Raw genomic sequence first — 25,381 nt, forward strand, 5'->3', positions numbered from 1 at the left:
CTGGCTGGAGCGCCTGATGGCGCTTCGCTTATCAGACCTACGGTGTAGGTTTGTAGGCCGGGTAAGGCGTCGCCGCCTCCCGGCAATGTCACATTATTTATGGTTGCTGTGTTTCTGACTCAGGTTAGACAACCCTTGGCGATAGCGCTGCTCCAGCGTTTCGCGGCTGGTGGCGGTGACGTCCAGATCGCGCAGCAGACCGTCATGAATACCGTATGCCCAGCCGTGAATGGTCACTTTCTGACCGCGATTCCAGGCTGAACGCATAATGGTTGAGTGGCCCAGGTTATAGACCTGTTCCATCACATTCAGTTCGCACAGGGTGTCCATGCGACGTTCCTGCGGCATTTCACCCAGCAGTGAGCTGTGTTTGAACCAGATATCGCGGATGTGCAGTAACCAGTTATCAATCAGCCCCTGTTCTTTATTTTCAATCGCCGCCTGGACGCCGCCGCATCCATAGTGGCCGCAAATAATAATATGTTCCACTTCCAGCACATCCACCGCATACTGAACCACTGAGAGACAGTTCAGGTCGGTGTGAATAACCAGATTAGCAACATTACGGTGAACAAACAGTTCACCCGGTTCAAGACCGGTTAAACGTTCAGCGGGAACGCGGCTATCGGAACATCCAATCCATAGAAAACGCGGATTCTGGGCATGCGTCAGCGTTTCAAAAAATCCGGGATCCTCTTCTACCAGCATCTTTGACCATAGTGCATTGTTGCTGATGAGTGTATCTATGTCTTTCATGGAGTTGTACGACCCGAAGCCAGATAAATTCGATGGGCTAATATAGGGTAACTCCAGCATTAATTAAACTATATATAAAATGTCAGAACGTAAGGTAAGTAAAAAACCATGACCATTGCTCTGGAACTTCAACAACTTAAAAAAACCTATCCCGGTGGCGTTCAAGCGTTACGCGGCATAGATTTGCAAGTCGAAGCGGGTGATTTCTATGCGCTTTTGGGACCGAATGGCGCAGGAAAGTCCACCACCATTGGGATAATCAGCTCGTTGGTGAATAAATCTTCCGGACGGGTGAGCGTCTTCGGATACGATCTCGAAAAAGACACGGTTAATGCTAAACGTCAGCTTGGTCTGGTGCCGCAGGAGTTTAACTTTAACCCGTTTGAAACCGTGCAGCAGATCGTGGTCAACCAGGCGGGTTACTACGGTGTTGAGCATAAAGAAGCGGTCAAACGCAGCGAACTATATTTAAAGCAGCTCGATTTATGGGAAAAACGTAACGAGCGCGCACGCATGCTGTCTGGTGGGATGAAACGTCGTCTGATGATTGCCCGTGCGCTGATGCACGAGCCGAAATTACTCATTCTGGATGAACCAACGGCGGGCGTCGACATTGAGTTACGTCGTTCAATGTGGGGCTTTTTAAAGGATTTAAACGACAAAGGCACCACCATTATTCTGACCACCCACTATCTCGAAGAAGCGGAAATGCTGTGTCGCAATATCGGCATTATTCAGCATGGTGAGTTGGTGGAAAATACTTCGATGAAGAGCCTGCTCTCCAAACTGAAATCCGAGACTTTTATCCTCGATCTGGCGCCGAAAAGCCCGCTGCCGAAACTGGAAGGTTATCAGTACCGGCTGGTCGACACTTCCACGCTGGAAGTGGAGGTTCTGCGTGAACAAGGGGTCAACAGCGTCTTTTCTCAGCTGAGTGCGCAGGGCATTCAGGTATTGAGTATGCGTAACAAAGCGAACCGACTGGAAGAACTGTTTGTTTCTCTGGTTCATGAAAAACAAGGAGATCGCGCATGATGCAGCTTTACTGGGTTGCGCTGAAAAGCATCTGGGCGAAAGAGATCCACCGCTTTATGCGTATCTGGGTCCAGACTTTGGTGCCTCCCGTCATCACCATGACGCTCTATTTTATTATTTTTGGTAATTTGATTGGCTCGCGTATCGGCGAAATGCATGGCTTTAGCTACATGCAGTTTATTGTGCCGGGGCTGATTATGATGGCAGTGATCACCAACTCGTACGCCAACGTGGCCTCGTCGTTCTTTAGCGCCAAGTTTCAACGCAATATTGAAGAGCTGCTGGTAGCCCCGGTGCCGACGCACGTCATTATCGCGGGCTTTGTCGGCGGCGGCGTGGCGCGTGGCCTGTGCGTAGGGATCCTCGTAACGGCTATTTCACTGTTCTTCGTGCCGTTCCAGGTGCACTCCTGGGTCTTTGTAGCGCTCACGCTGGTATTAACGGCGGTACTGTTCTCGCTGGCCGGTCTGCTGAACGCGGTCTTTGCCAAAACTTTTGACGATATCAGCCTGATCCCGACCTTCGTACTGACGCCGTTGACCTACCTGGGGGGCGTTTTCTATTCGTTAACGCTGCTGCCGCCGTTCTGGCAGGGGCTGTCGCATCTGAACCCAATTGTCTACATGATTAGCGGCTTCCGCTACGGCTTCCTGGGTATTCATGATGTTCCGCTGGTCACCACGTTTGGCGTGCTAGTGGTGTTCATTGCGGCGTTTTACTTGCTGTGCTGGTACCTGATTCAGCGCGGACGCGGCCTGCGTAGCTAATTCTTTCTTCCTCTTCCTGGCCGGGAGAGGAAGACTTTTGATGCTTATCACCATTACCGATTTATCACCCTGATAAACTACTTGCCTGCTAAGGAGGTAGGCAATGTTAGGTTGGGTAATTACCTGTCATGACGATAAGGCACAGGATATGCTGCATCGTCTGGAGAAAAAGTACGGTCCGTTGGAGCAATGTCAGGCGGTAAGTTTCTGGCGTGGGCTCAGCTCGAATATGTTAAGCCGCATGATGTGCCATGCCCTGCATGCCACCGACTCAGGCGAGGGCGTGATCTTCCTGACGGATATGGCCGGGGCCGCGCCGTACCGCGTAGCCTCGTTAATGAGCCACAAACACCCCCAGTGTGAAGTGATTTCAGGTATCAGCTATCCATTGCTTGAGCGAATGATTTCGTCACGGGAATCGCTGAGCAGTTCTGCGTTTCGCGATTGCATCGTCGCGCTTGGCGGCCCCGAAGTCTCCAGCCTCTGGCATCAACAACAAAAAAATCCCCCCTTCGTGTTGAAGCATGATTTGTATGAGTATTAATCATTGGTATTGATGATGCTTTTGCTACAATAACCGAGGTTTCTCGCCTCGGTTATCTCATATGGTTATGCGCGTTCTGCTTGTTGTAGTGCTCCTGTTCTCTGGCAGCGTCGCCGCGGCTTTGCCTGCTCGCTATATGCAAACCACCGAAGCGGCCGCCGTATGGGCGCAGATTGGCAATAAGATGGTGACGGTCGGGAATATTCGCGCCGGGCAGATCCTTGCCGTTGAGCCCATCGCGGCAGACTATTACGAATTTACCTTTGGCTTGGGTACCGGGTTTATTGATAAGGGACATCTGGAGCCGGTTCAGGGGAGGCAGAAAGTTGACGATGGTCTGGGCGATCTCAATAAACCGCTCAGCAATCAAAGCCTGGTCACCTGGAAAGATACACCGGTTTATAATGCCCCAGATGTCGGTAGCGCGCCGTTTGGCGTGCTGGCGGATAATCTGCGCTATCCCATTATCAGTAAGCTTAAGGACCGACTCAACCAGACCTGGTACCAGATCCGCATTGGCGGCAGACTGGCTTATATCAGTGCTCTGGATGCGCAGGAAGACAACGGTATCCCGGTGTTAACCTATCATCATATTCTGCGCGATGAAGAGAACACCCGCTTTCGCCACACCTCCACGACAACCTCCGTACGCGCGTTTAGTAACCAGATGGCCTGGCTACACGATCGCGGCTACACGACGCTGACGATGTATCAACTGGAAGGCTATGTACGCAACAACATGAATCTCCCGGCGCGGGCGGTGGTGCTGACGTTCGACGATGGCCTAAAGTCGGTGAGTCGTTATGCTTATCCGGTGTTGAAACAGAACGGTATGAAGGCGACGGCGTTTATTATCTCGTCACGCATTAAGCGCCACCCGCAGAAGTGGGATCCGAAATCGCTACAGTTTATGAGCGTCTCTGAACTGAATGGGATCAGGGACGTGTTTGACTTCCAGTCGCATACCCATTTTTTACATCGGGTGGACGCTCATCATCGGCCGATCCTGCTGAGTCGCAGCTATCACAATATTCTGTTCGATTTTGCCCGTTCGCGTCGGGCGCTGTCCCAGTTCAATCCTCACGTCCTGTATCTTTCGTATCCGTTTGGTGGGTATAACGCCACGGCGGTAAAAGCGGCGGGCGATGCGGGATTCCACATGGCGGTGACCACGGTGAGAGGGAAGGTGAAACCGGGAGATAATCCGATGCTGCTCAAAAGGCTGTATATTTTACGCACGGATTCGCTGGAGACGATGTCGCGGCTGATTAGTAATCAGCCGCAGGGGTAGCTTATTCGTAGGTGACCTGGAAAGTCACCGTGGTGCCGAAAACGCCCGCAGTCACCGCTTCAGAGCCGGTTTTCACCAGTTTCGCCTTCATGGTGTAATCGACGATATTGACCGGATCTCCATAGCTGATTTCACCTATCGCCAGGGTGAATCTAGGACCATCGGCGTACAGATGATGGCTTGCTGATGAACTGAGTTGTACCCCAACGCCACCCGCGGCGGTAATGGCAGAATTGCTGGTGATAGCATTAGTAAAATAGCCTTTATCCGCCGTGGTGTGCGAGGAGCTAATGGTGGAGTATACCGCCATAGTATTAACGCAGGTGCCGGTAATCTGAAACGACACCTCTTTGGTGCTGTCGTTTTCCAGGTCGGAACGATACCAGTCTCCCAGGTCAACGGTGGTGGGCGCGCGTAACGCGCAGGTCGGCTCGTTTAAGGGAATATTAAACGACATTTCCGAGATGTTGATCAGCGGGCGGGGGTGATCATCGACTGTTCCCGTCATCGGATTGCCCAGCACTATTTCCCCCAGCGGGCCGCCGATGGCGGTTAGCATGGTCGTACCGCTCGGTACGCCGTTAAAATCGGGATACTGGTAAATCTCCATCCGTGCACGCCAGATTTGGTCGTCAACAATGCCTTCATCTTCATGGATGTCACCGGTGAGAGTCCATCCCCCTGTACCTGGCGGGAACCAGGCCGCGATGCGGTTATCATCAGGGTAGATCGCAATGGCGTAATAAATACCTGGAATGTTCGTTCTGAACATGGCTTTATTATCCACGTAACCCCACAGCAGTGAGTTATCCGTCTTCTGGTAAACGTTATCGCCGTCATCGCCGACATCACAGTAAGACGTTAACGCTGGCTGCATCTCCATCAGGATGGTGGTGCTTATTTGCGTAGGCGCCGTGATGGTTCCCGGCGGCAGCGGAGTGATTACCGGTTGTACGCCCGGCATCATAATTTGCCGTGGAAGGTTGTTTACAAAGCGACACTCATAGGCCGCATGGGCTGCACCCGATGCGCCCAGGATCATCAGTGCCAGTGATAAACGACTCAATTTCATCATAAATCCTTTTATTCGTATTTGACGTCTACAACGACATTGCTGGTGACGATGCCTGCGGTGACCGCCCCGATATTCTGATAGCGCGCATAGAACTGATAATCCGTTAAATACTGTGCGCTGCTTTTGTTCGAGACATCGTACATCACCGCTGAACTGCCATCGCTGTTCAGTACGTTGGTTTTATAGTCGCTGGAAAATATCACCACGCCGACATTTTCCGCCGCGCCTGCCGTGGCGTCGTTTTTAAATACCTGATTCTGGTTGCTCCAGAACCCGGACTGCGGGCTGAAGCTGAACGTCAGTTGTTTATGCCGCTACTGACATAGCATTCATCAACGTGGAGTGTAAACGGCGTACCGCCCGCTTCGTCGGTGGGGGTGTAGCGGTTGCTGCCGTCGGCGTTATAAAACCAGTTACGCATTACGGTTGGCAGATACACATCATCGCCGTTTTCCACGCTGAATTTACAGGTGGTATCAACAATTGTCGCATTGAGGTTCGCATCTAACTCTCCTGCATGGCTGAAACCTGCCAGGCAAAACAACCCAGCCAGCAGCGTCAGGACTCGTCGGCGTAGAAAAAACGGTAGTGAGTGCATTCGTGTGGTCTCTGGGTTTTATTTATAGGTAATAACAAAGGTGATAGGGGCGGAGACTGCACCAGGATCCACCTTGGTAATATCTTCTCCTTTGGCGACGACGATACGGGAGCTGAAGAGCATCGAAGATGCTCCTTCGAGAGGAGTCCAGGACATAATATAATATTTTCCTGAGCATAACATTTCGACATCTCTGTCAACGTTGCCATACCAGAGTTCGAAGGCGGCATTATTACCAGCTGCATAGGAATTACCGTCGGCATTAACCCCGGAACAGCTCCCTCCAGCACCGGGCTTCGCTTTTATGTCGAGACTGGAAATGCCAGAACAGTCGGTATAGTTAATTTTAAATTGTACCACCCGCGATTTATTGGCTATCTCTGATTTAAACACATCACCATAGTCAATGATGCTGGTCGGGGTACCTGCCATATCAATAATTTGAGCGTTACAGGTGGTGCTGGTAAGTGTAGCGTTAAACGTCATTTCGACGTCATCGGTTCCTGTAATGGCCGCCGTTGTCGTTGCTGAGAATAAAATGGCAGAAAGAGACAGGACGGTTAAAAAGTTAATATTTTTCATCAAAGCGCTCCGTATTCTGCGCAACTTATTCATAACTAAAGTTGAAGGTAGCAATCGTCGTAAACTTGCCGATGGTCATAAGACCGGACTGTGTCTCTCGTAGGGTGGCCGTCAGCGACACTTCTTTTTGATCAATTTCGTCTCGTGTCCACACCAGACCGCCAGTTTCCGAGCTATCGCCAATGGTGAAAGGGGCATCTATTGCTATGCTGCGGGCAATCTCAAGGGCCGCATATTCTGCGCCGCCCTCGGCTTTCGCAATTTGATTTGCCAGACCGGTGGTTAACCGGCTGTCAGCCGTTCCGTTAATCGTGGTTTTTAATGATGTCAATGACTCCGGGCACTCGACAATCACCAGTTTAAATGTCGCTGAGGCTTTACCCGCTTGCCCATCAGCAAGCGGGATAAAGTAGTTAGAACGGCCTGGAATGGATACTGTTATATTTTGTTTGGTGTCACTGCCGGTCCCACCCACCAACTTCATATCACAGGTGGTTTCTTTAATGTTGGCGGTCAGGGTGGCATCCAGGGTGCTTTCTTCTGCGAACGCGGTGCCAGAGGCCGCTATTAACACAAAGGCGGCAACAGGCAGGCTTAAATAGCTTTTATTTCTGTTTACTCTCATGGTTTTTCCCTAAACACAAAATTACAATGAAATGGCTGCTAATACAGCGTCACTCCAGCTTTGGCAGATAATTACGGGTAGGTCACAACAAAGGTGACAGGGGCAGAAACGTTACCCATCTCGACAGTCGCCGCAGTTTGCCCCTCGGCAGCGACAATCCTTGACTGCATCGGGTATTGCCCACTGCCGTTGGATATCGTCACCACCTGCGCTGCTGGCGGTGTCGTGCAGGAAAGCTGCACGCCGGTATCCACCGCGCCGCTCCAGATTTCAAACGCCGTTTTCAGGCCGCCGTCATACGATTTACCGGAGCACTTACCGCCTGAGCCCGGTTTGGCGGCGACCGTCGCGCTGGTCACGCCGGAGCAGTTGCTCAACTGGATTGAAAGCGGGACGGTGCTTTTGCCGATATCCGAACGATAAATATCGCCATATTTAATTTCGGCAGTGCTGGCACCGCTGCCGTCTACCACTTTTGCCGTGCAGGTTCCGGTGACGACGGTCGAGGTAAATTTCATCTTCGCCGAAGTGGTCCCGGAAATAACGGCGCTGCTGGCTACTCCCGAAAAGAGAACGGCAGAAACGGATAACGCGAGTAAAGCTGGGGTCAATTTCATGATAGTGCTCCGTATTCTGCGCAATTTATTCGTAGCTGAATTCAAAGGTAGCGGTGGCTTCAAAAGTGCCAGTGGTTACCCTGCCATCCTGTGTCGCCTGTAACACGGCAACCAGGGGCACTTCGCCAGCTTTAATTTCATCGTTTGTCCAGATCAGACTCTCGCCTGCGGCCGTTGAGTTGATCACGAACGGTGCGTTTGGCGTTGTCATACGTGCGATAGACACGGCGGTATAGTCGGCTCCGCCATTTTCTTTTTTAATGGCGTTAAGAATGCCCGTGGTTAAATAACCTGATTGACTCCCGGTTATTTTCGTTTTTAACGACGTCAGCGTCGGCGGGCATTCCACGATCATGATTTTGAAATTACCCTGTGCGGCCGCGTTGCCAGCCCGGTTGGCTGATGTGCCAAAGTCGCTAATTCGCACGCCAATATCGTTGCCGATTTGCAGCGTCTGGTCGGTGTCCGAGCCATTGCCGCCCTGTAGCTTCATATTGCAGGTGGTTTCGTTCACGGTGGCAGTAAAGTTGACATCAAGGTTAGTCCCTTCCGCCAGCGCTGCTCCTGAGGCCGCCATCGCGATGAGAGCGATAACAGGCAGTCTGAGCATATTTTTTTTCATATTCCCTCTCACTGATTTCCCTAAGGTTACATCTGGCAAACCTGGTCACTCAGAACCGGCGTTAACCCTGCTTTCGTTGTATTTCCTGTTACCTGATAATGAACGGTACAGGTACTTTCTTTGCCGCTGCCCCAAACCACACGCAGCACGCCCTGATCCTCAACGCCGCGCACATAGGCCTGGCCCGCCTGGCCCACGGTGCCGATAGGCTCGTTCTTTTCATTCAGTACATCTGCACCCAATGGAATAAAACCTTTATCGCTGCGCTGTAATTCCAGAATCAGTGAACGGCCTTCATCGGTTTCAAAATTCACCAGTACCACAGCACCGCTGCGCGGTACGGTCACGGCGCTGGTGTTTTTCACTTCAACGTCAGTTTCCAGTGTGCTGATATCCAGCGATACGCGGTTCTCACGGTAAGCCGACATATACGGCATGATGCCGTAGCCGGATTTGCCTATTTCACTGTTGCCGTAGCCGATGCCAGCACCCTCTGCGCCGCTGGCCTTCACCAGCGCCAGCGCATCGGCATCACCGATACTGCCCGGTGCGAACGCTACCCCGCCAGAGTGCAGCACCATACCGCCGCTATAGGTGGCTGAATACTGTTTACTATTATCATCGCTATACGATGCTGAAACGCCCAGTGGACCATAACTGCTGTTCAGCGAGGTAAAACCGCTCACCTGATTAAGGTTGCCGTAGTTGCCACCGCCGCTGGAGGAGGCACTCACGGAATAACTGATATCGTTATTTTTCGTATTGCCACTGGCCGTTGAGTTGAAGCTGGCGCCGCCCTTCATATCTGAGTGCAGCCCCATATTGATATTGCTGAACCCGCCTGAACGATCGTAGCTATTCGAGAAGACGTTCAGCGGGATGCTGAGACTCAGATAGATGCTGTCATCTTTGGCTCCGTTTTGATCGTAGGAGCGTTGTAGCGACAGGCTGTAACTGCCGTAAGCAAAACTGTTGTTGTAGCCGAGGCTGTAATTGGAGGTAGAGCTGTCGCCATTCCAGTAATCCTGCCAGGTCCCGCTGACGTATACCGATCCGTAAGTAGAGTCGCTGGACTGTAGCGGCTGGTTAATACTGATCTGTACCTGATTTTTAGTGCGCTGGTAATCGGAATAGAGTTCGGCGCTAGACTGGTAAGCCTGGTTTTCATATTTCTGCCGCTTAACGCTATCCCGAAGGGAAGCGGCGTCGTTCAGGCTGAGATAATCTTCGGTTGAAAAACGATAAGCCGCCACGTTAAAGGAGGTATTCGTCGCCTCGACCATTTTACTGTAGGTCAGGCGATAGCTTTGCCCGCTTAACGTCCCCAGCTCGTCAACTTCGGCATGAGATTGGGTAATGTCGAAAGCAAATGCGCCGATGCGGGTGTTCATGGCCAGCCCCAGTAGCCCGGCATAGAAATCCATGTCGGTATACTGCGCGCCGATATAGCCGGTAAAGGTATTATTCAGACCGTAGTAAAACTGGGCGTAACCGACCTGCGGTTTGTCAGCGTAAGAATCGTTGTTCAACTCACCGACGCCGATATCCCAGCGCGTAGCGCCGGGGCGCAGCATTTGAGTCACGGAGGAGAAGGGCACGGTAAACGTGCGCTTGCTGCCATCAGATTCTTCAACGGTAACCAACAGGTCGTTACCGTAGCCGGTGGTGCTGAGGTCGTTTATCTCAAAGGCACCCGGTGGTACGGTAGTTTCGTAGATTTTATTGCCGCTTTGCGTAACGGTAACTTTGGCGTTACTGTTCGCCACACCGCGAATGACCGGCGCATAGTTGCTGGTGCCGATCGGTAACATACGGTCATCGTTATACATCCGTGCGCCACGCAGGCTGAAGGAGTCAAACGCATCGCCACGGGTGTAGGAATCGCCGAGCACCATTTGCGCGCTTAATGGCGTAATATCACGCTGTAAATAGATATCCTGGCTGGTGTATTTGCTGCCGTTGTCTTTATCCCAGTTCAGGTTGCCGCGTGAGCGTAAACGCCACGGCCCCATATTCAGACCATAACGCAAGCCCATATATGCCGTGTCGGATGTACTGCCGTTGCCTTCGCTATGCCAGGCGTTCATATCATAAGAAACGAGGGCGGCAGGGACGCCATCTTCCCACAGGGAGGGATCGACATAGCCCGCAGGGCGTTTCAGGATATAAATCTGGGGGAAGTTCAGATCGAGCGCCTGTTTACCTGTGTCATAATTTGCAGATGCACCGGGGTAATATTTTTTAATATCTATACAAGATGCATTATCGTCAGCAGCGTAATCACTGCTAATTGTTTTTGTATCAACGCCGGCTTGTGCTAATAATAATGGCGTAATACAGGCGCTGGCGCGATACGTACCATTTTCTTTGAAAGTAACTTCAGAGGTGATTTTTAAATTATTATTAAGGTTAATTTTAACCCGATAAACCCCGGCTAATACCGGGTTGCCATTCGCAAAACGGCTGACATCAATGTTTGTACCGCTGTTGAATAAGAATTGATCGTTAAATTCTACAGTCTCTTCTGTTTCCGGTACGGATTCCACAGCGCAAACAGAAAATGGAAGTGCGGCACTGACGGCAAGACATAATAGCGAACGTTTAAAAAGCATGGCATTCCCGCATAGTTAGCGTGGGTAGTTCCTTACCCACGACATCGACGCAAATAATAATTATTCAGATTAGTTAATTTTGGCTTCGCGTTTCTCAGAACCGCCGTTATCGTTAATGGTGTAATACATAACGGTTCCGCCGGTGTTATTTGTTAAACCTTTAACCGGCATATTGATATTACTAAAAGGCAGTATAGATTTACTTTCTACTTCGTAATTCTTGCCGCCGACTTTAAACGAGACGCTGGAAATAGAAACGTTGTAAGGCGCGTCATTTTGGGCAACCAGAGAAAGGGTATTCCCCTCTTTTTTCTGCGACCATTTGATATGCTCTGCGGCGTCGCCTGGCGTGCCTTTTAAGCTGTCCGGGCGGAAGAAAAGCTTGATGCGAGTACGAAACGCGAGCTGCAGCTGGTTCAGGCTTTCACCTTCTTTAGCTTTAGATTTTGGCGGAATCTCCAGAACGTTAAACCAGAACAGCGATTCACGATCCTGCGGCAAAGCGCCACCCATATAGGTAATACGCACCGACTGACCTTTTTGCGGATCAACACGAGAAACCGGCGGGGTAATGACAAACGGCAGCTTGAGTTCTTGTGGATTGGTTCCGTCACGCCCGTCATCCAGCCAGGTTTGCACCAGCAGCGGCTTATTGCCCCGGTTATCGAGGTTAACAATCACGTCTTTGGAGGATTGCGGATAGATAATACGCGTCCCGGAAATGACGATATCGGCGCTGGCCGGGAGAGAGGCGCAAATTGCTGCGGCAAAGCAGGTGGTTTTTAATCCCTTATAAAATGTTGTGCTGATCATTTTCCACTTCCTGTTGGAATGTTATTAAAAACCCCCTAACAATGTTAAGGGGTTGATTTTATATACTTAAAAAAACAGGACTTAATTATAGATAACGGTAAATGCTACCTGTGCCTGTACGGTACCAGCGGTTACCGGGTTGTTTGTTGTATCCCAGCCCTGACCTTGGGTATAGGCTACGCGGTAGAATAAATTGCCAATGCCGTTGGTGACAGTCGCGATCTGGGTGTTATTGGTCTGGTCAACTTTTACCTGATCTGTGTTGCTATTGCCGTTGTTAGACAATACCAGGTTTACGTTGGCAGCAGCATCTTGCAGGTTTGCCGGTGGCACCAGCATACCTTCAGAAGTGGAGGTGGAACCGCCCCAGGAGTCAAACTGTGCAGAGGCGCTGGTGACAGTTGCGGGATCGCACTCGGTCAGGTTCAGCGTGAAGTTCTTTTCACCTAAGGTGCTGCCGGCGCCCAATGCGTTAGCAAAGTCTTTCACAAACACGGTGTCCAGGTTAACGTCGAAGTCGTTACCGTTCTGGTCGATTTTGTTATCGACGGAAATTTTACAGGTATTGCTAGACACCAGTCCGTGGAAAGTAACAGTACCGGTATCCGATGGTACATCTGCCGCCATCGCAGAACCTGCGCTCATAACCAGTGCAACAACTGCTGCCAGACTATTTTTTTTAAAAGACATTTTAATATCCATATTCTTGCTAAATAAGAATTAACAATACATATTGTATCGTGTTGTATTTTGAATTAAATTAATTCGCGGAGAGTTTATCGAGTGTGGCTATGAAAAGAAATAGCATGCATTGTTATAAAAACTTAAATGAATATTAATTGTTGCTAATACTAGATGGTATACATAAGGTTACATTGGTTTTTGGATTGTACGAAATATAATATATTTATATGAGTTTGCTTTTAAAATAAAGATGGATTGTATTTTGTATTTTTGAAATTCACTTGATAAATGTATTTACCAAGTGAATTCTTAAAAAAAATATCAGGCAACCTGGACCGGAATGGCTTTCGCGGTGCGCTTCATTTCGTTGTCGCCTTCAAAGTAGGCCACTTTCGGGCGCCATGTCCGGGCTTCTGCATCAGACATGGTGACGAAGCTGGCGATAATCACAATATCGCCAACCTCAGCGCAGTGCGCCGCGGCACCGTTGACCGAGATGATTTTAGAGCCGCGTTCAGCCGCAATCGCATAGGTTGAGAAGCGTTTTCCATTGGTCACGTTCCAGATATCAATCGCTTCGTTTTCCAGAATACCGGAGGCATCGAGGAAATCTTGGTCAATGGCACAGGAACCTTCGTAGTGCAGGTCCGCCTGCGTGACTTTTACGCGGTGGAGCTTGCCTTGCAGCATGGTGCGAATCATAACTTCTATACCCTGTCGTTTATCTTGGCTAAGCAGGCGATTGTGGCCTGCTTTGGAAATTCTCAGGCAGTATTGCCCGATTTTTAACCCCTGTCTACTGGGCTAATGTAACGCTTTGATTATCGATCAGACGTGCCTGTCCCAGCCATGCGGCGACCAGAATGACCGCGCGTTTGCTGTTTTCAGTAAGTTCAAGCAGCGTGTCGGCGTCGCGGATCTGAATATCGTCGGCGCGGAAGCCTTTTTCATTCAGTTCTTGCGCTGCAATGGCAATCATCTCGTCCTGATCACGCTCGCCAGCCTGTAATTTTTCGCCGATGCTGCTCATCACTTTGGATAATCCTGGGGCGATTTTACGCTGCTCTGCCGTCAGGTACCCGTTACGCGAGCTGAGTGCCAGACCATCTTTGGCGCGGATAATCGGCACGCCGACAATCTCAATGTCGTAGCCCATATCGGCGACCATTTTACGAATCAGCGCCAGTTGCTGGAAATCCTTCTCGCCGAAGCAGGCGATATCCGGCTGAATTAGGTTAAAAAGTTTGCTGACGATGGTGGAAACGCCGCGGAAGTGGCCTGGGCGGCTCGCACCTTCCAGCATGGTAGAGAGTCCCGGAACATCAACGTACGTCTGGCCTTCCAGTCCCTGCGGGTAGATTTCCTCAACGGCTGGAGCAAAGACATAATCGACTTTGCGTTTGTTCAGCTTTTCGCAATCTTCCTGCAGCGTGCGCGGATAGCGTACCAGATCTTCCGGTCTGTCGAATTGCATCGGGTTGACGAAAATGCTGACGATGACCACATCAGCCCGCGCTTTTGCCTCATCGACCAGTTTCATATGACCGTCGTGCAGATTACCCATGGTGGGAACCAATGCGATGCGTTTGCCTTCCAGACGCAGACGACGAATATGCTGGCGCAGCAGCGGCAGGGTTTCAATAATTAACACAACAAGGCTCCTTAATGGAAACTGTGTTCTTCGCCCGGATAAACGCCGGACTCCACTTCAGCCATATACTGCCGCACGGCGGCGCGCATGTCGCCTGCTTCATTGAGGAAATTCTTGGCAAATTTCGGGATGTGGCCGCCGGTAATGCCAAACGCATCATGCATAACGAGAATTTGCCCGTCGGTGACGTTACCGGCACCAATACCAATCACCGGAATCGACAGCGCTTCCGTGACGCGCTTCGCCAGCTCAACCGGCACGCACTCCAGCACCAGCAACTGTGCGCCAGCGGCTTCTAAGGCCAGCGCATCATCCAACAGTACCTGTCCGGCGTCGCCGCGGCCCTGAATTTTATAACCGCCGAAGATATTCACCGACTGGGGCGTTAATCCCAGATGACCACAAACCGGCACGGCGCGTTCAGTGAGCATTTTCACCGTATCGACCAGCCAGGCGCCGCCTTCAATTTTGACCATATTAGCGCCCGCACGCATGACTACAGCAGCATTTTCAAACGCCTGTTCCGGGGTGGAGTAAGCCATAAACGGCAGGTCGGAGAGCAATAGACAGTTGGGCGCGCCACGACGCACGGCACGAGTGTGGTAAGCGATATCCTCAACAGTCACGGGCAGGGTGGAGTCGTGCCCTTGTACCGTCATGCCCAGCGAGTCGCCAACCAGCATCACATTGATACCTTCGTCGGCAAATAACTTCGCGAAGCTGTAGTCATATGCGGTGATAGTTGCGAAGCGCTTTTTCTCTTGCTTGCATTTCTGCAGCAGTGAAATGGTGGTGGGTTTCATAACATTTCCTGATGATGAAAGTCATATTTATCGGCATTCTAACAGTCACATTCAGGGGGGCAATTGTTTTAAGCAATCGTTTGGCGCTAAAGCAGTAAACGCTAAAGGGGAAAGGATACTTTACCAGTGTGCAGGTTTTGCAACACCAAGTTGGGTGAGGTGCTGATGCAGGCTTGTACCATCCGGAAAAATAAGTTCAGAAGCAATTTCGAATAACGGCCACAGCATAAAACCACGGTTTTTCATGTCGTAGTGCGGTACGGTCAGACGTTCGGTGTTAATCACTTCATCGCCAAACAGCATAATGTCGAGGTCCAGCGTTCGTGGCCCCCAGCGTTCGGCTTTGCGCACCCGACCCTGTTGTAACTCAATGTGTTGGGTGTGATTGAGCAATTCTTCCGGCGCGAGGGTGGTTTCCAGCGCGACGGCGGCGTTCAGGTAATCGGGTTGATCCTGTGGGCCTAATGGTGGCGTACGGTAAAATGAGGAGACAGCCACGATTCGGCTGTCAGGGATTTCACCGATCGCTTTCACGGCAGCATTAACCTGCTCCAGAGGGGAGGCTAAATTACTGCCGAGGGCGATATATACCCGCCGTTTTTCACGCTGCATCTGTGTCACCACCTTGATGCGACTCGAAATTTGTTGGGTATACGTGATGGGTCATGCGGAACCTTCACGGCGTGGCGCGCGTTTACGCGGGCGACGATGGCGCCGACGTGCGTCTGGCTCTTCATCCAGCTCGTTCAGCATACCTTTTTGTTCCGGCGGCGCAGAAACCTGGAATTCACCCCACCATTTCGCCAGTCGCTGCAATTCCGCATTGTGTTCGACTTCGGCACGCAGCGCTAACAGGTCGTAAGCTGCGCGGAACTTTGGATGTTCCATCAGCTTCCAGGCGCGTTTACCCTGGCGACGGGACATCCGTAGCTGCAACTGCCAGATATCGCGGGTCAGCGAGGTCAGACGTTTCGGGATCGCCAGCGAGCGGCAGGCTTCGTCCAGCACGTCGTTCATTGCCAGCGCGAAAGCGTCGTAGTAGGCCAGACCGCTTTCTTGCGCAATTTTCTGTGCGGCTTCCAGTAGCGGATACCAGAACATTGCCGCGAACAAGAAGGCCGGGTTAACGCGCATATCATTGTGAATGCGGTTGTCGGTATTCTTCAATACCTGGGCAATGATGCGTTCCATTGGGCTGTCACCGTCTTCGGTGAAGTAGCGCGTAATGGTGGGGAACAGCGGCTGGAACAGGCTGTACTCACGCAGCTTTTTATAGGTTTCGTATCCATAGCCCGCCTGTAATAGTTTGAGTGCTTCTTCAAACAGGCGTGCGGGAGGAATATCGTTAAGCAGCGTTGCCAGACGCGGGATCGGCTCTGCGGTTTCCGGGCTGATACGCATGTCGAGCTTGGCGGCAAAGCGTACGGCGCGCAGCATGCGCACAGGATCTTCGCGATAGCGCGTTTCCGGATTACCGATCAGGCGAATGATACCCTCTTCGAGATCCTGCATTCCCCCGACGTAATCACGTACGGTGAAATCGGCCACGCTGTAATACAGGCTGTTAATCGTGAAGTCGCGACGCTGGGCATCTTCTTCAATGGAGCCGAAGATGTTGTCGCGCAGCAGCATACCGTTTTGCCCGCGCTGCGATGTTGTGCGATCGGACTCGCTGCCTTCATGATGACCGCGGAACGTCGCCACTTCGATAATTTCAGGGCCGAACATGACATGGGCCAGACGGAAACGGCGACCGACCAGGCGACAGTTACGAAACAGTTTGCGCACCTGATCTGGCGTTGCGTTAGTGGTGACATCAAAATCTTTCGGCTTTTTGCCCAGCAAAAGATCGCGTACACCACCGCCAACCAGCCATGCCTCGTATCCGGCCTTATTGAGCCTGTACATTACCTTCAGGGCATTTTCACTGATATCTTTGCGGGAGATAGAGTGCTGCTCACGCGGAATTACCGTCATATGTGGACGGGCGACGGCGAGCTCAGCCTCGCGCTCCTCGCGGCTTAGCACCTTGCGGCAAAAATTAGCGACTCGGGTAAAAATAGTGCACCTCGGTAGTGTCAAACTTCAATCAGAACAAGTGTTGCTGTGTAAAAATAGCGGCTAATCATAGCTCAGCATGATGCATTTGAGAATGCCGGATTTAAGATCGCCGATTCAGGCACTGTTGTCAGACGCCAGTTCTCAACGGCAAACATCAGGATCTGGTCCACTCGCATCTCCTGCCACGGGATATCGGCACGCTGGCCGAGAAAGCGTAGCGCGGCAATAATCACCGGGCGCGGATCGCCTTGTGGCAGCGCAGGTGCATGATTTTGTTTTGAAAGTTTAGCGCCTTGTTCGTTGAGCGCCAGTGGAAGATGAATATAGTCAGGCGCTTGCCAGCCAAACTGCTGATACAAAGAGATTTGCCGCACTGTGGGTTCGATAAGATCGGCACCGCGTACAATCTCCGTTACGCCCTGAAAGTGGTCATCAACCACCACGGCGAGGTTATAGGCAAACAGCCCGTCGCGACGGTGAATGATAAAATCTTCCCTCGCAAGCGGCGGGTCAGCCTGAATCTCACCGCGCAGTTGGTCCGTAAACTGCATTACCGGATGGCGTTGCTTGATGCGCACTGCCGCCTGCTCTGGTCCGTGGCGTAACTCACGGCAGTGACCGTCGTAAATACCGCCGACGCTTTGAATACGCGCCCGCGTGCAGGTGCAGTAATAGCTTAGATCCTGCTGATGCAGCCAGGTGAGCGCCTCGCGGTAGGCGTCATGACGCTGGGATTGCCATAAAATGTCGCCATCCCAGTACAGTCCGTAATGTTCCAGCTGACGCAGAATCGTGTCTGCAGCACCGGGAACTTCACGAGGGGGGTCAATATCTTCAATGCGCACTCGCCAGATTCCGCGCCGGGCACGAGCCTGCAGGTAACTGCCGAGGGCGGCAATCAGTGAACCGAAATGCAGTTCGCCGGAGGGGGAAGGGGCGAAGCGGCCAATATAATGTGAATCGCTCATTTTGCGGACTAACAAATAATAAGGCGGGAGATGCTCCCGCCTGTAGTAAACGTGGTAAAAATGACCGGAATTAACCTGCCATTTGTTTTTCGCGGATTTCTGCCAGCGTTTTACAGTCGATGCACAGATCGGCTGTCGGACGCGCTTCCAGACGGCGAATACCAATTTCTACGCCGCATGATTCGCAGTAGCCGAAATCTTCGTCTTCTACTTTCTTCAGCGTCTTCTCGATCTTTTTGATCAGTTTGCGCTCACGGTCACGGTTACGCAGCTCAAGGCTGAATTCTTCTTCCTGTGCGGCGCGGTCCACCGGATCAGGGAAGTTAGCCGCTTCGTCTTGCATATGAGTTACGGTGCGATCGACTTCATCCCTAAGTTGATTGCGCCATGCCTCAAGAATACGCCTGAAGTGCGACAGCTGGGCTTCGTTCATATACTCTTCGCCCGGTTTCTCCTGGTACGGCTCCACCCCAGCGATGGCGAGAATACTCAGGGACGATGTTTTACGGTTTTGCCCTTCTTGCATGTTGCTTCTCCTTAACACGCACTATCGATCCCCATGTTCGGGGGAAAAATCAGGTCGCTATAAATAGCAGATGCTTTTCCGGATAGCAATTATCTAAACGTAACACTTGACAACCCTGTGAGGAAAAGCGTATTTGCCCACGCGCCCGGAATACTAATTGACCAGATATTTACACCATTACAAGGTAATGGGCAACGGCTCTTTAAGAGTCATACCGTGGGCAGAAAGTTCCGCTTTATAAACCAGAATTTCTACCCCCTTAAGCTGTGCTTCAACTAATAATTGCGCATATTTCGCATCGATATGGCGCGCGGGTGAAAACCGTGTAATGGCTGAATGTAGCACGGCGAAAAATATCACTGCCCGCTTGCCTTCAGCCGCTACGCTCATCAATTCCCGAAGATGCTTCTGACCTCGTTCAGTGATGGCATCGGGAAAATAACCCTGCTCTTTTTCCGCCAACGTGACTGATTTCACTTCAATATAGCAGTCAGGTCGGGAATCTGCCTGTAACAAAAAGTCGATGCGGCTCCCTTCGGCGCCGTATTTTACTTCACTTTTCAAGATGCTGTAGCCTGAAACTTCTGAAATTAACGATTGCTGAATCGCCTCTTTCGTTAATCTATTGGCCCACAGCGTGTTAACACAAATAAATGCCCCGGATTGAGTTTGCGTTAATTCCCAGGTATGTGGATATTTGCGTTTAGTATTTTCTGATGTCGAATACCAAACGGTGTCACCTGGCATTGCGCATCCGGTCATCGCACCGGTATTTGGGCAGTGTAGCGTTAACTCTGTGCCAGCTGGTGTGATCACATCCGCTAAAAAGCGCTTATAGCGCTGAATGAGCGTTGCAGGTTGTAAAGGTGGAGAAAATTGCATAAACAGTCCCTTTGATTATTCAGTCAGCGTCCAGCGTTGCAGCGGCGTATAACGCGTGCGTCCTCGTGCAAATGAGGAGGAATAAAGCGCAAACTCCGTGACCGGAAATGACCAGCCAAAGCCCGGTGGCGGGATTGGCACCGCGTGACCGGCATCGCGTAGCAGCGTGATATGCGGATGAAACGGCTGCGGGCTTTGGTAGCATCCACTGCGCGCGGCCTGTGCCCGCAGCATATTCGCCAGTTGCAGCAGCCCGCGCGGCGGCTGACGCATACCCAGCCACACGACCCTGGAGCGCAGCCATTGCCCGGCATCATCGAATTTGAGCGTAAAACCCGGCTGGCGAATACGCCCCGCGAGCTGCGACAGCGCCTGTTGCTTCTCGTCGCTGACGTCGCCTAAAAAGGCCAGTGTCAGATGCAGATTATCGGCGGCGACGGGACGACCCGCTTCAGGGGGGAACTGCGCGGCTCGCCAGTGGATTAGCTGCTCCCGAACCTCGCCTGGCAATTCAATCGCAAAGAACAGCCTTTTTGGCTCAGACATGATGGATACTCGGTTATGAATTAACGCGATGCTACAATGCAGCGCGAAGAATGTTAACCCTCTGGAGCCATTTGTGACGTCGTTGCCCGTTGCCGCCGTAGTGCCTGAACTGCTTACCGCCCTTGATGCCTCGTCGCAGGTTCTGCTGACGGCGCCGACCGGTGCCGGGAAATCGACCTGGTTGCCGTTGCGGCTTCTTGAGCATCGCGGTATCCAGGGGCGGATTATTTTGCTGGAGCCGCGTCGCCTGGCAGCGCGTAATGTGGCGCAGCGATTAGCGGAATTGCTGAACGAAAAGCCGGGTGAAACCGTGGGTTATCGCATGCGCGCACAAAGTTGCGTAGGGCCGCAGACCCGGCTGGAGGTAGTAACAGAGGGCGTCCTGACGCGGATGATCCAACGCGATCCTGAGTTGGCGGGCGTCGGATTAGTGATTCTCGACGAATTTCACGAACGGAGTTTACAGGCTGATCTGGCGCTGGCGCTATTGCTGGATGTGCAGCAAGGGCTGCGTGACGATCTGAAACTGTTGATCATGTCCGCCACTCTGGATAACGGGCGTTTGCAGCAGATGTTGCCCGATGCGCCGACGATCGTTTCTGAAGGCCGCGCATTTCCCGTTGAGCGGCGGTATCAGCCGTTGGCGGCGCATTTGCGTTTTGATGAAGCGGTGGCGATAGCGACGGCGGAGCTATTGCGCCATGAAAGCGGGTCACTGCTGCTATTTTTACCGGGTGTGGGCGAAATCCTGCGCGTACAGGAACAATTGGCTACGCGTGTGGGCAGCGATGTTGTGCTGTGTCCACTGTATGGCGCGTTAACGCTTTCCGAGCAGCGTCAGGCGATTGTGCCGGCGCCACAAGGCAAACGCAAAGTGGTGCTGGCCACCAATATTGCTGAAACCAGCTTGACGATCGAAGGCATCCGGCTGGTGGTGGACTGCGCCCAGGAGCGCGTGGCGCGCTATGACGTGCGTACCGGTCTGACGAGACTGATTACCCAGCGCATCAGCCAGGCTTCGATGACTCAGCGCGCGGGACGTGCAGGTCGTCTGGAGCCCGGTATTTGCCTGCATCTGCTTGCCAAAGAGCAGGCAGAAAGAGCGGCAGCGCAGGGTGAAGCGGAAATATTGCAGAGCGATCTGTCCGGGCTACTGATGGAGTTGCTGCAATGGGGATGTACCGACCCTGAGCAACTGAACTGGCTGGATACGCCGCCCGCCATCAACCTGCAGGCGGCAAAACGGCTGTTGCAGATGCTGGGCGCGCTTGAGGGCGACAGGCTTAGCGCCACGGGGCAGAAAATGGCGGCGTTGGGTAACGATCCTCGTTTAGCGGCGATGCTGGTCGGTGCCAAAAATAATACCGAAGCGGCTACGGCGGCAAAACTGGCTGCGATTCTGGAAGAGCCGCCGCGCGGTGGCAGTACCGATCTGACCGTGGCGTTTTCACGAAATCAGCCCGCCTGGCAGCAGCGCAGTCAACAGTTGCTGAAACGGCTTAACGTTAGCAGCGGGCAGCCCGACAGCACGCTGCTCCCCTCGCTGCTGGCGCGGGCGTTCGCCGATCGGATCGCGCGTCGACGTGGGCAGGAAGGACGCTATCAACTGGCGAATGGCATGGGCGCAATGCTGGATGCCGATGATGCCTCAGGACGCCATGAATGGTTGATAGCGCCACTTTTGTTGCAGGGCAGCGCTTCTCCAGACGCGCGTATCTTGCTGGCTCTGCCGCTGGATATCGAGTCGCTGATGCAGGCATGTCCTGGACTGCTACAACAGTCCGACACCATCGAATGGGATGAAACCCAGGGAACGTTAAAGGCATGGCGTCGGTCGCGCATTGGTCAGCTCACGGTAAAAGTACATCCATTGGCCAAACCCTCGGAAGAGGAGTTGCATCAGGCGATGTTGAACGGCATTCGCGATAAAGGGCTAAGTGTGCTCAACTGGACGCCGGAAGCCGAGCAGTTTCGACTGCGTCTGCAATGTGCGGCAAACTGGTTGTCAGAATACGACTGGCCCGCGGTAGATGAGGATTCTCTGCTGGCGACGCTGGAGGGCTGGCTGCTGCCGCACATGAGCGGTGTACACTCGTTACGTGCATTAAAAGCGCTAAATGTGGGGCTGGCGTTGCGCGGTTTGCTGGATTGGTCAATGCTGCAACGTCTGGATAGTGAACTGCCAGCGCATTACACTGTGCCGACGGGAAGCCGGATTGCCATTCGCTATCATGAGGATAATCCTCCGGTATTGGCAGTTCGGATGCAGGAAATGTTTGGTGAAGCAAAGACCCCAACCATTGCCCAGGGGCGCGTGCCGCTGGTGCTGGAGCTGCTGTCTCCGGCCCAAAGACCTCTACAGGTGACGAGCGATCTGAGCGCGTTCTGGCAGGGATCGTACCGCGAGGTGCAAAAAGAGATGAAAGGGCGTTATCCCAAACATGTCTGGCCGGACGATCCGGCGAATACCGCGCCAACGCGGCGTACCAAAAAGTATTCGTAATGTAACTGTAGGCCGGATAAGGCGTTATGCCGCATCCGGTGAAAGAGCGGTAATAATTGAGAGATTTCTTCTTCTGTCGCAGGACGGAAGAACAGAGAATCGGGCCCTTGCGCCTGAATGTTGCGGAGAAAAAGCATGGCGGGGAATGACCGCGAGCCAATTGGACGTAAAGGGAAACCCTCGCGTCCGGTGAAACAAAAGGTGAGCCGTCGTCAACTCAGAGATGAAGAGTATGACGACGATTATGATGATGATGACTATGAGGATGAAGAACCGATGCCGCGTAAGGGTAAAGGCAAAGGGCGTAAGCCTCGTGGTAAGCGCGGCTGGTTCTGGCTGCTGGTAAAACTGTCGATTGTCTTTTTGGTGCTGATCGCCATTTATGGTGTTTATCTGGACCAAAAAATTCGTAGCCGTATTGATGGCAAAGTCTGGCAGCTTCCTGCGGCAGTATATGGCCGCATGGTTAACCTTGAACCAGAAATGCCTATCGGCAAGAACGAGATGGTGAAGCTGCTGGAGGCCACGCAGTACCGTCAGGTGACGAAGATGACGCGTCCGGGCGAATTTATCGTGCAGGCGAAGAGCATTGAGATGATTCGTCGTCCGTTTGACTTCCCGGACAGTAAGGAAGGGCAGGTGCGCGCGCGTCTGACCTTTGACGGCGATCATCTGGATACCATCGAGAATATGGATAACAACCGCCAGTTCGGTTTCTTCCGTCTCGATCCGCGTTTGATCACCATGCTCTCTTCACCTAACGGCGAGCAGCGCCTGTTTGTTCCGCGTGGCGGCTTCCCGGATCTGCTGGTGGACACGCTGCTGGCGACCGAAGACCGTCACTTCTATGAGCATGACGGTATCAGCCTTTATTCCATTGGTCGTGCGGTGCTGGCGAACCTGACGGCAGGCCGTACAGTTCAGGGGGCCAGTACGCTGACTCAGCAGCTGGTGAAAAACCTGTTCCTCTCCAGCGAGCGTTCCTACTGGCGTAAGGCCAACGAAGCCTATATGGCGCTGATCATGGATGCGCGTTACAGCAAAGACCGCATTCTTGAGCTGTACATGAACGAAGTCTATCTCGGACAAAGCGGTGATAACGAGATTCGCGGCTTCCCGCTGGCGAGCCTCTATTATTTCGGCCGTCCGGTAGAAGAGCTGAGCCTCGACCAGCAGGCGCTGCTGGTGGGGATGGTTAAAGGGGCATCGATCTACAACCCGTGGCGTAACCCGAAACTGGCGCTGGAGCGTCGTAACCTGGTTCTGCGTTTGCTGCAGCAGCAGCAGATTATCGACCAGGATCTGTACGACATGCTGAGTGCGCGTCCGTTAGGCGTACAGCCGCGTGGTGGGGTTATCTCCCCGCAGCCTGCCTTTATGCAGATGGTGCGTCAGGAGCTACAGGCGAAGCTGGGCGATAAAGTTAAAGATCTCTCTGGCGTGAAGATTTTCACCACCTTTGATTCCGTGGCGCAGGACGCTGCAGAAAAAGCGGCGGTGGAAGGCATACCGGTGCTGAAGAAACAGCGTAAGCTGAGCGATCTGGAAACGGCGATTGTGGTGGTTGACCGCTTTAGCGGTGAAGTCCGCGCTATGGTCGGTGGAGCCGAACCGCAGTTTGCGGGCTATAACCGTGCGATGCAGGCGCGTCGTTCGATTGGTTCTCTGGCCAAGCCTGCGACCTATCTGACCGCGCTCAGCCAGCCGAAGCTGTACCGCCTGAATACCTGGATTGCCGACGCCCCGATTGCGTTGCGTCAGCCGAACGGTCAGGTGTGGTCGCCGCAGAACGATGACCGTCGCTATAGCGAAAGCGGGAAAGTGATGCTGGTGGATGCGTTAACGCGTTCAATGAACGTGCCAACGGTAAATCTGGGGATGGCGTTGGGTCTGCCTGCGGTAACCGATACCTGGTTGAAGCTGGGCGCGCCGAAAGATCAGCTTAACCCGGTTCCGGCCATGCTGCTGGGGGCGTTGAACCTGACGCCAATCGAAGTAGCACAGGCGTTCCAGACTATCGCCAGCGGCGGGAACCGTGCGCCGCTGTCGGCGCTGCGTTCGGTGATTGCCGAAGATGGTACCGTGCTGTACCAGAGCTTCCCACAGGCTGAGCGCGCTGTTCCGGCGCAGGCGGCGTATATGACGCTGTGGACCATGCAGCAGGTGGTTCAGCGTGGTACGGGTCGTCAGCTTGGCGCGAAGTATCCGGGTCTACATCTGGCAGGGAAAACCGGGACCACCAACAACAACGTGGATACCTGGTTTGCCGGGATCGATGGCAGCCAGGTGACCATCACCTGGGTGGGCCGCGATAACAACCAGCCAACCAAGCTGTACGGTGCCAGCGGCGCGATGTCGATTTATCAGCGTTATCTGGCCAACCAGACGCCAACACCGCTGGTGCTGACGCCACCGGAGGATGTGGTGGATATGGGCGTAGACTACGACGGTAACTTCGTTTGCAGCGGGGGTATGCGCACGCTTCCAGTATGGACCACCGATCCGGATTCACTGTGCCAACAAGGTGAGATGTTGCAGCAGTCGGGTAATCCGTTCGATCAATCTTCCCAACAGCCGCAGCAACAGCAGCCTCAACAGCAGCAACCGCCGCAGCAGGAGAAGAAGGACGGCGATGGCGTGGCCGGTTGGATTAAAGAGATGTTTGGCGGTAACTAACGCCTGCCTAAAAACCCGCTTCGGCGGGTTTTTCTTTTTTGCGCTATTTGGTTTTAGCTTGCCTTACCTGACGGCGCTGCACTTATCAAGCCTACGGGATTAAGGCAGCCATCCGGTACGTTATCCGTTAAAACATTTCAGCCT

At 52.7% G+C, this 25,381-nt stretch carries 24 protein-coding genes and 1 pseudogene; 6 read left to right on the forward strand and 19 right to left on the reverse strand.

Features of this window, described 5'->3' with window-relative positions; genetic code table 11:
* Positions 1-93 precede the first annotated feature (93 nt).
* On the reverse strand, positions 94-756 hold the full coding sequence (gene can, locus OGY72_RS19740; protein ID WP_286548938.1) for a carbonate dehydratase: 663 nt from the start codon (positions 754-756) through the stop codon (positions 94-96).
* 108 nt (positions 757-864) lie between these two features.
* On the opposite strand from can, the gene OGY72_RS19745 reads away from it, so the two are divergent.
* From OGY72_RS19745 to OGY72_RS19760, 4 genes are all read left to right on the forward strand, one after another.
* Positions 865-1,791 carry an ABC transporter ATP-binding protein gene (locus OGY72_RS19745; RefSeq protein ID WP_103768372.1) on the forward strand — a complete coding sequence of 309 codons (927 nt, stop codon included), beginning with the start codon at positions 865-867 and terminating at the stop codon, positions 1,789-1,791.
* Positions 1,788-2,558: an ABC transporter permease gene (locus OGY72_RS19750; protein WP_003829467.1), complete on the forward strand. Its 771-nt coding sequence runs from the start codon at positions 1,788-1,790 to the stop codon at positions 2,556-2,558. Before OGY72_RS19745 ends, OGY72_RS19750 begins: the two co-directional genes overlap by 4 nt.
* A 103-nt stretch (positions 2,559-2,661) precedes the next feature.
* Positions 2,662-3,102, forward strand: coding sequence for a PTS sugar transporter subunit IIA (locus OGY72_RS19755; RefSeq protein WP_080210193.1), 441 nt, complete (start codon positions 2,662-2,664; stop codon positions 3,100-3,102).
* Between the two features lie 61 nt (positions 3,103-3,163).
* The gene (locus OGY72_RS19760; protein WP_286548945.1) at positions 3,164-4,393 is read left to right on the forward strand and encodes a polysaccharide deacetylase family protein; all 1,230 of its coding nucleotides are present in this window, start codon (positions 3,164-3,166) and stop codon (positions 4,391-4,393) included.
* A 1-nt stretch (position 4,394) separates the two neighbouring features.
* Here the strand turns inward: OGY72_RS19760 and OGY72_RS19765 are convergent, their stop codons facing one another.
* From OGY72_RS19765 to thpR, 18 genes and pseudogenes are all read right to left on the reverse strand, one after another.
* Positions 4,395-5,468, reverse strand: a complete 1,074-nt coding sequence (locus OGY72_RS19765; RefSeq protein WP_286548949.1) for a fimbrial protein StkG — start codon at positions 5,466-5,468, stop codon at positions 4,395-4,397.
* A gap of 8 nt (positions 5,469-5,476) precedes the next feature.
* Positions 5,477-6,066 (reverse strand): annotated as a pseudogene (locus OGY72_RS19770) (fimbrial-like protein).
* Between the two features lie 18 nt (positions 6,067-6,084).
* Entirely contained in the window at positions 6,085-6,648 is a 564-nt protein-coding gene (locus tag OGY72_RS19775) for a fimbrial protein (protein ID WP_148362437.1), read from the reverse strand.
* Between the two features lie 25 nt (positions 6,649-6,673).
* Positions 6,674-7,273 carry a fimbrial protein gene (locus OGY72_RS19780; RefSeq protein ID WP_148362436.1) on the reverse strand — a complete coding sequence of 200 codons (600 nt, stop codon included), beginning with the start codon at positions 7,271-7,273 and terminating at the stop codon, positions 6,674-6,676.
* Between the two features lie 71 nt (positions 7,274-7,344).
* Complete coding sequence (locus OGY72_RS19785) at positions 7,345-7,890, reverse strand: fimbrial protein (protein WP_126319222.1); 546 nt, start codon at positions 7,888-7,890, stop codon at positions 7,345-7,347.
* 25 nt (positions 7,891-7,915) lie between these two features.
* Positions 7,916-8,512: a fimbrial protein gene (locus tag OGY72_RS19790; protein WP_149384444.1), complete on the reverse strand. Its 597-nt coding sequence runs from the start codon at positions 8,510-8,512 to the stop codon at positions 7,916-7,918.
* A gap of 26 nt (positions 8,513-8,538) precedes the next feature.
* Positions 8,539-11,124: an outer membrane usher protein gene (locus tag OGY72_RS19795; RefSeq protein ID WP_126319218.1), complete on the reverse strand. Its 2,586-nt coding sequence runs from the start codon at positions 11,122-11,124 to the stop codon at positions 8,539-8,541.
* A gap of 69 nt (positions 11,125-11,193) precedes the next feature.
* A complete protein-coding gene (locus OGY72_RS19800) occupies positions 11,194-11,937 on the reverse strand; it encodes a fimbrial chaperone (protein ID WP_126319216.1) in 744 nt (247 codons plus the stop codon).
* A gap of 81 nt (positions 11,938-12,018) precedes the next feature.
* Positions 12,019-12,627, reverse strand: a complete 609-nt coding sequence (locus OGY72_RS19805) for a fimbrial protein (RefSeq protein WP_286548955.1) — start codon at positions 12,625-12,627, stop codon at positions 12,019-12,021.
* 315 nt (positions 12,628-12,942) lie between these two features.
* Positions 12,943-13,323, reverse strand: coding sequence for an aspartate 1-decarboxylase (panD, locus tag OGY72_RS19810; protein WP_126319212.1), 381 nt, complete (start codon positions 13,321-13,323; stop codon positions 12,943-12,945).
* Between the two features lie 94 nt (positions 13,324-13,417).
* The gene (panC, locus tag OGY72_RS19815; protein ID WP_286548959.1) at positions 13,418-14,272 is read right to left on the reverse strand and encodes a pantoate--beta-alanine ligase; all 855 of its coding nucleotides are present in this window, start codon (positions 14,270-14,272) and stop codon (positions 13,418-13,420) included.
* A gap of 11 nt (positions 14,273-14,283) precedes the next feature.
* Positions 14,284-15,075, reverse strand: a complete 792-nt coding sequence (gene panB / locus OGY72_RS19820) for a 3-methyl-2-oxobutanoate hydroxymethyltransferase (RefSeq protein WP_126319208.1) — start codon at positions 15,073-15,075, stop codon at positions 14,284-14,286.
* 120 nt (positions 15,076-15,195) lie between these two features.
* Positions 15,196-15,687, reverse strand: coding sequence for a 2-amino-4-hydroxy-6-hydroxymethyldihydropteridine diphosphokinase (gene folK / locus OGY72_RS19825; protein ID WP_126319206.1), 492 nt, complete (start codon positions 15,685-15,687; stop codon positions 15,196-15,198).
* 51 nt (positions 15,688-15,738) lie between these two features.
* On the reverse strand, positions 15,739-17,136 hold the full coding sequence (pcnB, locus tag OGY72_RS19830) for a polynucleotide adenylyltransferase PcnB (RefSeq protein ID WP_204192014.1): 1,398 nt from the start codon (positions 17,134-17,136) through the stop codon (positions 15,739-15,741).
* A 71-nt stretch (positions 17,137-17,207) separates the two neighbouring features.
* Positions 17,208-18,104, reverse strand: a complete 897-nt coding sequence (gene gluQRS, locus OGY72_RS19835; RefSeq protein ID WP_286548963.1) for a tRNA glutamyl-Q(34) synthetase GluQRS — start codon at positions 18,102-18,104, stop codon at positions 17,208-17,210.
* A gap of 70 nt (positions 18,105-18,174) precedes the next feature.
* A complete protein-coding gene (gene dksA / locus OGY72_RS19840) occupies positions 18,175-18,630 on the reverse strand; it encodes an RNA polymerase-binding protein DksA (protein WP_003829221.1) in 456 nt (151 codons plus the stop codon).
* Positions 18,631-18,807: 177 nt separating this feature from the next.
* Entirely contained in the window at positions 18,808-19,512 is a 705-nt protein-coding gene (gene sfsA, locus OGY72_RS19845; RefSeq protein ID WP_286548965.1) for a DNA/RNA nuclease SfsA, read from the reverse strand.
* 15 nt (positions 19,513-19,527) lie between these two features.
* Complete coding sequence (gene thpR / locus OGY72_RS19850) at positions 19,528-20,058, reverse strand: RNA 2',3'-cyclic phosphodiesterase (RefSeq protein ID WP_126319202.1); 531 nt, start codon at positions 20,056-20,058, stop codon at positions 19,528-19,530.
* 73 nt (positions 20,059-20,131) lie between these two features.
* Between thpR and hrpB the strand changes: the two genes are divergently transcribed.
* Both hrpB and mrcB read left to right on the forward strand, forming a co-directional pair.
* A complete protein-coding gene (gene hrpB, locus OGY72_RS19855) occupies positions 20,132-22,561 on the forward strand; it encodes an ATP-dependent helicase HrpB (RefSeq protein WP_286548970.1) in 2,430 nt (809 codons plus the stop codon).
* 135 nt (positions 22,562-22,696) lie between these two features.
* Entirely contained in the window at positions 22,697-25,237 is a 2,541-nt protein-coding gene (gene mrcB, locus OGY72_RS19860) for a bifunctional glycosyl transferase/transpeptidase (protein WP_286548972.1), read from the forward strand.
* Positions 25,238-25,381: the final 144 nt, after the last annotated feature.

Source organism: Citrobacter sp. Cpo221 (assembly GCF_030332345.1).
Lineage (GTDB): Bacteria > Pseudomonadota > Gammaproteobacteria > Enterobacterales > Enterobacteriaceae > Citrobacter > Citrobacter portucalensis.